Below are 8,161 nucleotides of genomic sequence, written 5' to 3'. Positions count from 1 at the left end.
TTGCATACGCTGCCGGGCCCCCCCGTACCGGGGGGGGGTCGGGGTGGCCCCTAATGTGCCACCCCCCCCCGGGGGGGGGGGGGGGGGGGGCGGGGGGCCCGGGCCGGGGCGGGCGGCCGGGACCCCACGGTCGGCGGTGCGGCTACGAGGACGGGGAGGACTCCGAGGACTGGGAGGACTCCGAGGACTGCGAGACCTTGTTGAACGCGGCGCCCTGCGGGTTGCGGGACTTCAGGACCAGGTAGGAGACGCCGAGGAGCAGGCCCCACAGCGGGGCGCAGTACAGCGAGACCCGGGAGTCCTTGTCGACGCCCATCATCACGATGACCATGCCGATGAACAGCAGGGCGAACCAGCTGGTCCACGGGGCGCCGGGGGCGCGGAAGCTCGACTTGGGCAGCTCGCCGCGGTCGGACTTGGCGCGGTACTTGATCTGGCAGACCAGGATCATGATCCAGGCCCACATGCCGGAGATGGTGGCGAAGGAGACGACGTAGTCGAAGGCCTTGCCCGGCGCGACGTAGTTGATCCAGACGCCCACCAGCATCAGCGAAGCGGAGAAGGTGGTGCCGATGAGCGGGGTGCCGCTCTTGGTGAGCCTGGTGAAGACCTTCGGGCCCTGGCCGTTCTGCGCGAGGTCGCGCAGCATGCGGCCGGTGGAGTACATGCCCGAGTTGCAGGACGACAGGGCCGCGGTCAGGACGACGAAGTTGACGATCGCGGCGCCGACGCCGAGGCCCATGCGCTCGAAGGCGGCGACGAAGGGTGAGACACCGGGCTGGAAGTGCGTCCACGGGACGACCGACAGGATCATGATCAGCGCGCCGACGTAGAAGACGGCGATCCGCCACGGCACGGTGTTGATGGCCTTGGGGAGGGTCTTCTCCGGGTCCTTGGACTCGCCGGCGGTGACGCCGACCAGCTCGACCGCGAGGAAGGCGAACATCACGATCTGCAGGGTCATCAGCGTGCCGCCGATGCCCTTGGGGAAGAACCCGCCGTCGTTCCAGAGGTTGGAGACGGACGCGGTCGCGGCGGCGTCGGAGAAGCCGATGGTGAGGATGCCGGCGCAGATCAGGATCATGCCGACGATGGCGGTGACCTTGATCATGGAGAACCAGAACTCGAGCTCGCCGAAGAGCTTCACGGAGATCAGGTTGGCGCCGTAGAGGATGACCGTGAAGATCAGCGCGTAGGCCCATTGCGGGAAGCTGTCGTGGGTCCAGTACGACATGTACTTCGCGGCCGCGGTGACCTCGGTGATGCCGGTGACCACCCAGAACAGCCAGTACGTCCAGCCGGTGGCGTACCCCCAGAACGGGCCCAGGAACTCGCGGGCGTAGTCCGAGAAGGAACCGGAGACGGGGCGGTACATGAGCAGCTCGCCCAGGGCCCGCATGATGAAGAAGATGACCAGGCCCGCGATCGCGTAGGCCAGGATCAGGCTCGGGCCGGCCTTGGAGATGGCCTTGCCCGCTCCCAGGAACAGGCCGGTGCCGATGGCACCGCCGATCGCGATCATCTGGATCTGGCGGGCCCCGAGCGCGCGGTGGTAACCCTCGCCGTCGCCCTCGCCCCGCGTGCCCTCGCCGGGCGTCTTGCCGTGCTGCTCGACCTGCACAGAGGTCATGTCTGGTGCGCCTTTCTCCACGCCGACCCGCGCCCTCTACAGGCTGCGGATCGGGTCCTCGATCCCCCCGGATACGGATGGAGTTGCACGCCGGCGGTCCGCCGGTTCAAGCAGGCCGGGGGACATGGGTGGCGTCCCGTCGGCGGTCGTGAAGATTTATCACGGGCTTACGGGTGATCGAGGCAGGTGGATGTGACACGGGCCACGGTAAATTCAGGACATGGACCCCGAAACGCGTCAGATCACCGCATCACGGTGATCTGATCGTTATCCGGATTTGAGCGTCCGCTGAGCGAACGCCGCCCCTTCTTGAGGATCTTCTGAGGGTCTCCGGAGGCCGCGGGGAGCCCGACGCCTCAGAGGGTTTCGATGAGAGTCTCCTGGAGCCCGCCGAGCCAGAGGTACGCCATCACCATCGGCTTGCGCGGATCGTCGTCCGGCAGCCGGAACAGCACGGCGCTCTCGTCGTCCTCGGTGATGTCCAGGCGGGCCGCGATCGTCAGGCGCAGGTCGTTGAGCGCGCCGAGCCAGCGCAGCGGCAGCTCCCCCTCCAGCTCCAGGACCGCCGCCCCGTCGCCGGCCGGGGTGAGCCCGTCCAGGCTGCGGACGACGGCGAGCGCGTCCTCGCGCTTGCGGGCGCGCAGGTCGTTCTCGGTGAAGCGGCGGAACTCCGCCGCCCGGGCCGTCAGCTCGGCCGCGTCCACGCCCGCCTCGGCGGCTCCGCCGGGAGCCCCGTACGCGTCGGGGAACAGCCGGGCCAGCGCCGGGTCGGACGGGGGCTCCGAGGGGCCCTCGGCGAAGAGCGCGGCGAGCGGGTCGGCGTCCTCGGCGGGCTCCGGGGCGCCGGGGCCGATCAGCTCCAGCAGCTGGACGGCGAGCGAGCGCAGGATGGAGATCTCGATCTCGTCCAGCGCGATGGCGGCCCCGCCGCCCTCGCGGGTCTCGAACGTTCCCCCCATCAGCCGCGGTCCTGCGTCAGGGTCGCCCACAGGCCGTAGCCGTGCATGGCCTGCACGTCGCGCTCCATTTCCTCGCGGGTGCCGCTGGAGACGACCGCCCGCCCCTTGTGGTGGACGTCCAGCATCAGCTTGTGCGCCTTGTCCTTGGAGTAGGCGAAGTACGCCTGGAACACGTAGGCCACGTAGCTCATGAGGTTGACCGGGTCGTTGTGCACCAGGGTCACCCAGGGGACGTCGGGTTCCGGGACCGCGAAGGTCTCTTCGGCCGATTCGGTGCGTTCGATCTCTACAGGAGCAACACTCACTCGTCCCATGCTGCCACTGCCGGGGGCCCGTCGCACAAACGGGCCATACATCTCGTCACTTTGACGAAATGTGCGCTAGCATCCCAGCCATGAACCCTGCGGACCTGGGCCTGCCGGTGGACGTGCCGTCGACAGCGCTCTTCACGGACCATTACGAGCTCACGATGCTGCAGGCCGCCCTGGCGAACGGCACCGCCGACCGCCGCTCGGTCTTCGAGGTATTCACCCGGCGGCTGCCCGAGGGGCGCCGCTACGGGGTCGTCGCGGGCACCGGCCGGGTGCTGGACGCGGTGGAGAACTTCCGCTTCGACGGCGCCGTGCTGGAGTTCCTGCGCGAGCGGGCCGTCGTCGACATGCGGACGCTCGACTGGCTGGCCTCCTACCGCTTCTCCGGCGACATCTGGGGCTACCCCGAGGGCGAGGTGTACTTCCCCGGCTCCCCCGTCCTGCGCGTCGAGGGCAGCTTCGCCGAGTGCGTGCTGCTGGAGACCGTGATCCTGTCGATCCTGAACCACGACTCGGCGATCGCCGCCGCCGCCTCCCGGATGTCCTCGGCGGCGGGCGCGCGCCCGCTGATCGAGATGGGCGCGCGGCGCACGCACGAACTGGCGGCGGTGGCCGCGGCGCGGGCCGCGTACGTGGGCGGCTTCACCTCCACCTCGGACCTGGCGGCCGGCTTCCGGTACGGCATCCCCACCGTCGGCACCAGCGCCCACGCCTTCACCCTGGTCCACGACAGCGAGCGCGACGCGTTCACCGCGCAGGTCGCCTCGCTGGGCCGGGGCACGACGCTGCTGGTGGACACCTACGACGTCGCCGAGGCCGTCCGCACGGCCGTCGACATCGCCGGGACCGACCTCGGCGCGGTGCGCATCGACTCCGGCGACCTGTTGCTGGTGGCCCACCGGGTCCGCCAGCAGCTGGACGAGCTGGGGGCGACCGCGACGAAGATCGTGGTCACCTCGGACCTGGACGAGTACGCCATCGCCTCGCTGGCGGCGGCGCCGGTGGACGCGTACGGGGTCGGCACGCAGCTGGTGACGGGCAGCGGGCACCCCACGTGCTCGATGGTCTACAAGCTGGTGGCGCGGGCGACCTCGGCGGACCCGAAGGCGGCCCTGGCCCCGGTGGCGAAGAAGTCCTCGGGCGGCAAGACTTCGCTGGGCGGCCGCAAGTGGGCGGCCCGCCGGGTCGACGCCGAGGGCATCGCCGAGGCGGAGGTCGTGGGCCTCGGCCCGGTCCCGGCGGCGCTGGCCGGCCACCAGCTGTTGACGCAGCTGGTCAAGGCGGGCGAGGTGGTCGCGCGGGAGCCGCTGGAGAGCGCCCGCGACCGGCACCGCACGGTCCTGGCCGGCCTGCCGCTGTCCGCGACGCAGCTCTCGCGGGGCGAGGCCGTGCTCCCCACCGAGTACGTCTGACCCGGCCGAGTACGTCTGACCCCGCCGCGTACGTCTGACCCCGCGCCCGGGCCGGGGCCCGGCCGGCCGGGTCGGGGCCCCGGTTTCGGGAAGGGGCGGGGCGGGGGAGGAGCCTTCGCAGGCCCCGTCCCCGCACACCACCACGAACCGAAGGGCACGCGCCATGCACCGCGCACTGATCGTCGTCGACGTCCAGAACGACTTCTGCGAAGGCGGCAGCCTCGCGGTCACCGGCGGGGCCGACGTCGCCGCCGCCGTCACCGAGCTGATAGGCCAGGCCACGCCCGGGTACCGGCACGTCGTCGCCACCCGCGACCACCACATCGACCCCGGCGCCCACTTCGCGCACCCCCCGGCGCAGCCCGATTTCGAGACGTCCTGGCCCGTCCACTGCGTCGCCGGGACCGAGGGCGTCGGCTTCCACGCGAACTTCGCGCCCGCCGTGGCGTCCGGGGCCGTCGCCGCCGTCTTCGACAAGGGCGCCTACGAGGCCGCCTACAGCGGGTTCGAGGGGGCCGACGAGAACGGGCTGACGCTCGACCGGTGGCTGCGGGACCGGAACGTGACCGAGGTCGACGTGGTCGGGATCGCCACCGACCACTGCGTGAAGGCCACCGCCCTCGACGCGGCCCGCGCCGGCTTCACCACCCGCGTCCTGCTCGACCTGACGGCCGCCGTCGCCCCGCACACCACCGCCCGCGCCCTGGACGAGCTCCGCGCGGCCGGGGTGGAGCTGGTAGGCGGCTGACCCCGGCCGGGAGCCGGGGCCGCCCGCCACCCCCTAGCGCCCCAGAAGGGCCCGGATCGGGTGCCAGAGCTCCTCCGCCACGTCGGGGGCACAGCGCCACAGCAGGCCGTCCGGGTGGTGCAGGACGGCCGTGACCTCGTCCGGGGTCGGGGGCTGGGCGTTGCCCCGCAGGTACACCGCGCGCATTCCGAGGTTCCGCAGCCTGGTCAGGGCGCGGGCCCGGTTCGCGGCGTGCACCAGCACGCGGACGCTTCCGCTGTCGCCGCCGTCGCCGGATGACGGCCTCGGCAGCGTGAGCGCGACCACCACGCTGCCGCCTGGCAATCTGACGAAACCTCCACCGGGCATGATCTTCAGCTCCCCCGTCAATAAGAAATCTCAGCCCGTGCATCTAAACGCGATCGGCCGCCGCCCGCTAGAGGGCGACGGCCGATCATGCTTTGACCTGCGATTTTGCCGAGAAACTACTTGGAGGGGGCGACTTCGACCGTCATCTGGAGACCGTCGTAGGCCTCCTTGAGGATCTTGATCTTCGTGTTGGTGTCAGTGACCTTCACGGAGCCGGTCGGGTTCTCGTCGTAGTAGTACTTGCCCTTGCGGTCGTCGAAGACCAGGTTCGTGGGCTTCGGCTTGACGAAGAGCTCCTCGCCGTTCTTGTGCAGCGTGAACGCGTCCGTCGAGTAGGCGCTGAACGTCGCGTCGTACGGCTGGATCTTGTTCCGCAGCAGCGTGCCGTCGGCCCACTTCATGGGCTTGGCGTTGGCGTCGATCGGAAGGATCAGACCCTGGCCCGGGTGCTGGCTGGTGTTGTTGTCCTTCTGGGAGGTGTCCCACTGCCAGATCAGCAGACCGTCCTGGTACGGGTAGTGCTCGACCCAGTCCGGACGGGTGTTGCCGAAGCCGAAGTTGTACGGGCCCACCTTGAGGGTGGAGTCGTACGACACGTAGCGGCGGTTCTCGGCCAGGTAGTACTGCGCGTACTCCTTGGTGAAGCCGGCGCCGATGCGGGAGAAGCCCTTGCCGGTCCAGCCGTTGTCGCCGTTCTCGGCGCCGTCGGCGAAGACGGTGGAGCCGTCCGCGGTGATGTTGACGGCGTCGGCGGTGAAGCCCTTGCCGCCCGCGCCGCCGTCCGTCTGGTAGCGGAAGCGGAGGTCGGCCTTCTTGCCCGCGTAGGCGTCGAGCGGGAAGTTCAGCGACTTCCAGGCACCCGAGACACCGGTCAGCGAGGGGCTGCCGCCCGCGTCGGCCGGGAGGGCCACGCCGTCGGCCGTGCCCGCGAGGGCGGTCCAGTTGGCGCCGCCGTCGGTGGACACCTCGGTGTAGAGGTAGTCGTACTCGGCCTCGATGTCCCACCAGCCCTTCAGGGACAGGGCGGCGGACTTCTTGCCCGTCAGGTCGACCGAGCGGGTGAGGGTGTTTTTGAGGTCGTCACCCATGTTGCTCCACCACTGCGAGGAACCCTCGGCGGGAGCGACGACGTCGGTCTGGACCTTCTTCTTGGGCAGCTCGACGACCAGCGCCTGCTTGTCCTTGGTGTTGTACGCGGAGACGCCCAGCTTGTGGGTGGACTTCGTCGCGGCCTTCGCCTTGTCGTAGTTCAGCCAGCCCAGCTGGAGCTTGTCCCAGGCGGTCATGTCGCCCGGGAGGTCGCCTATGGAGTCCTTGCCCTTGCCGAGCCAGGAGCCCGCCGACATCAGGGACCAGAAGCCGACGCCGTTCTCGCCGCCACCGGAGGTGTCGTAGAGGTCCGGCAGGCCCAGGTCGTGGCCGTACTCGTGCGCGAAGACGCCGAGGCCGCCGTTCTCCGGCTGCATCGTGTAGTCGCCGACCCAGATGCCGGTGTCACCGATCTGGGTACCGCCGGCCTTGTTGTTCGCCGGGCCGGTCTTGCCCGCGCTGGTGCCGTACGCGTACCAGCGGTGGGCCCACAGCGCGGTGGTGCCCTGCACGCCGCCGCCGGCCGACTCGTCCTCGCCCGCGTGGACGATCTGGAAGTGGTCGATGTAGCCGTCGGGCTCGTTGAAGTTGCCGTCGCCGTCGAAGTCGTAACGGTCCCAGAGGTCGTACTGGGCCAGCTGCGCCTTGATCTGCGCGTCGGTCTTCCCGGCCTTCTTCTGGGCCTCCGTCCACGCGAGGACGCCGTCCTTGACGGTGTCCCACACGTTGGAGCAGTTGGTCTGGCCGCAGTAGTTGGAACCGTAACGGGCCTCGTTGTACGGGACCTTCACCCAGTCGGAGACCTCGCCCTCGACCGAGTAACGGCCCGAGGAGGTCTTCTCGTAGTAGGTCTTCAGCGAGTCCTTGCCCTTGCCGGTACCGAAGTACAGGTCCTGGAAGTAGCTGCGGCTGAAGTCCGCGCGCCAGGCGGTGCTGTTGTCCAGCTTCCGGTCCGGCTGGGCGATCGTGTTGTGCATGGGACCGGGGGTGCCGCCGTACTTGGGCGCCTCGGGCTTGGGGCCCGGGCCGTCCGGGTCGTGCATGGTCGTGTTGTCGACCTGGTCGCCGAACTCCACGAGGATCGTGAAGATCTTGTCGGTCTTCTCCCGGCCGAGCTCGACGTACTTCTTCTCGTCGAGCTTGACGACCTTGGAGGCGCCGCGCTGCTCGACGTCCTTCTTGCCGGTCAGCACCTGGTCCAGGGCGGCCTTGCGCTGCTGCGCCTGCTGCTCGCTGAACGGGCCCTTGAGGTTGTGCTCGGCCACCTTGGCCGGGGCGGTCGGGTCCTGCCGGTCGGCGGCCGGAGCGGCGGCCGGGCTGGGATCGGCCTGGGCGGCGCTCACGCTGAAGAAGGTGACGCTGGTCGCGCAGGCGGCCATGGTCACGGTGACGGCAGCGGCGCGCAGCGCGCGTCGTCTGACGGAGTTGCTGGTCACTTGATGTCGTTCCCCTCCCGCGGCCGCGACGTAGGTCGGAACTTCTCCATAGGAGCGGGGGGTTCCGCGCGGCGCGCGTCTCAAGTGACGACATTTGACCGGAGAGACGCGAGAAAAGACAGTCCTTGACTTGTTCGTTACAACTGCACTATGCGGGCAATGAGTTCCGCTATTCGGACGTTCCACAGCCATACGGGGCGAAGGGTGCTTCCCGACGGCACATCCGTC

General features: G+C 69.8%; 7 protein-coding genes. 2 read left to right on the top strand and 5 right to left on the bottom strand.

Annotated elements, in window-relative coordinates; all coding sequences use genetic code 11:
• Positions 1 to 142: 142 nt before the first annotated feature.
• The 3 genes from ACFWTC_RS06225 to clpS form a co-directional block, all read right to left on the bottom strand.
• Entirely contained in the window at positions 143 to 1,630 is a 1,488-nt protein-coding gene (locus tag ACFWTC_RS06225) for an amino acid permease (protein WP_383924481.1), read from the bottom strand.
• A 356-nt stretch (positions 1,631 to 1,986) separates the two neighbouring features.
• Entirely contained in the window at positions 1,987 to 2,589 is a 603-nt protein-coding gene (locus ACFWTC_RS06220) for a DUF2017 domain-containing protein (RefSeq protein WP_383924479.1), read from the bottom strand.
• A complete protein-coding gene (gene clpS, locus ACFWTC_RS06215) occupies positions 2,589 to 2,903 on the bottom strand; it encodes an ATP-dependent Clp protease adapter ClpS (RefSeq protein WP_267841727.1) in 315 nt (104 codons plus the stop codon). The genes ACFWTC_RS06220 and clpS overlap by 1 nt, the downstream gene beginning before the upstream one ends.
• 80 nt (positions 2,904 to 2,983) lie before the next feature.
• On the opposite strand from clpS, the gene ACFWTC_RS06210 reads away from it, so the two are divergent.
• Together ACFWTC_RS06210 and ACFWTC_RS06205 are read left to right on the top strand one after the other, a co-directional pair.
• Positions 2,984 to 4,312 (top strand): nicotinate phosphoribosyltransferase, encoded by a 1,329-nt coding sequence (locus tag ACFWTC_RS06210; protein ID WP_383924476.1) that lies wholly within the window; start codon positions 2,984 to 2,986, stop codon positions 4,310 to 4,312.
• Between the two features lie 163 nt (positions 4,313 to 4,475).
• Entirely contained in the window at positions 4,476 to 5,060 is a 585-nt protein-coding gene (locus tag ACFWTC_RS06205) for an isochorismatase family protein (protein WP_383924474.1), read from the top strand.
• 33 nt (positions 5,061 to 5,093) lie between these two features.
• Here ACFWTC_RS06205 and ACFWTC_RS06200 read toward each other — a convergent pair whose 3' ends face one another.
• Together ACFWTC_RS06200 and ACFWTC_RS06195 are read right to left on the bottom strand one after the other, a co-directional pair.
• Positions 5,094 to 5,408, bottom strand: a complete 315-nt coding sequence (locus ACFWTC_RS06200; RefSeq protein ID WP_351276442.1) for a hypothetical protein — start codon at positions 5,406 to 5,408, stop codon at positions 5,094 to 5,096.
• Between the two features lie 116 nt (positions 5,409 to 5,524).
• A complete protein-coding gene (locus ACFWTC_RS06195) occupies positions 5,525 to 7,876 on the bottom strand; it encodes an immune inhibitor A domain-containing protein (protein WP_384028315.1) in 2,352 nt (783 codons plus the stop codon).
• Positions 7,877 to 8,161 lie beyond the last annotated feature (285 nt).

This window comes from Streptomyces sp. NPDC058619, assembly GCF_042717785.1.
In the GTDB taxonomy this organism is placed as follows: domain Bacteria; phylum Actinomycetota; class Actinomycetes; order Streptomycetales; family Streptomycetaceae; genus Streptomyces.
This window is presented reverse-complemented; position numbering and strand designations above follow the sequence as displayed.

Excerpts from the sequence above, each read along its gene's own strand:
- ACFWTC_RS06210 (WP_383924476.1), top strand. The coding sequence starts at position 2,984 with ATGAACCCTGCGGACCTGGGCCTGCCGGTGGACGTGCCGTCGACAGCG.
- ACFWTC_RS06205 (WP_383924474.1), top strand. The coding sequence starts at position 4,476 with ATGCACCGCGCACTGATCGTCGTCGACGTCCAGAACGACTTCTGCGAA.
- ACFWTC_RS06220 (WP_383924479.1), bottom strand. The coding sequence starts at position 2,589 with ATGGGGGGAACGTTCGAGACCCGCGAGGGCGGCGGGGCCGCCATCGCG.
- ACFWTC_RS06195 (WP_384028315.1), bottom strand. The coding sequence starts at position 7,876 with ATGGCCGCCTGCGCGACCAGCGTCACCTTCTTCAGCGTGAGCGCCGCC.
- ACFWTC_RS06225 (WP_383924481.1), bottom strand. The coding sequence starts at position 1,630 with ATGACCTCTGTGCAGGTCGAGCAGCACGGCAAGACGCCCGGCGAGGGC.
- ACFWTC_RS06200 (WP_351276442.1), bottom strand. The coding sequence starts at position 5,408 with ATGCCCGGTGGAGGTTTCGTCAGATTGCCAGGCGGCAGCGTGGTGGTC.
- clpS (WP_267841727.1), bottom strand. The coding sequence starts at position 2,903 with ATGGGACGAGTGAGTGTTGCTCCTGTAGAGATCGAACGCACCGAATCG.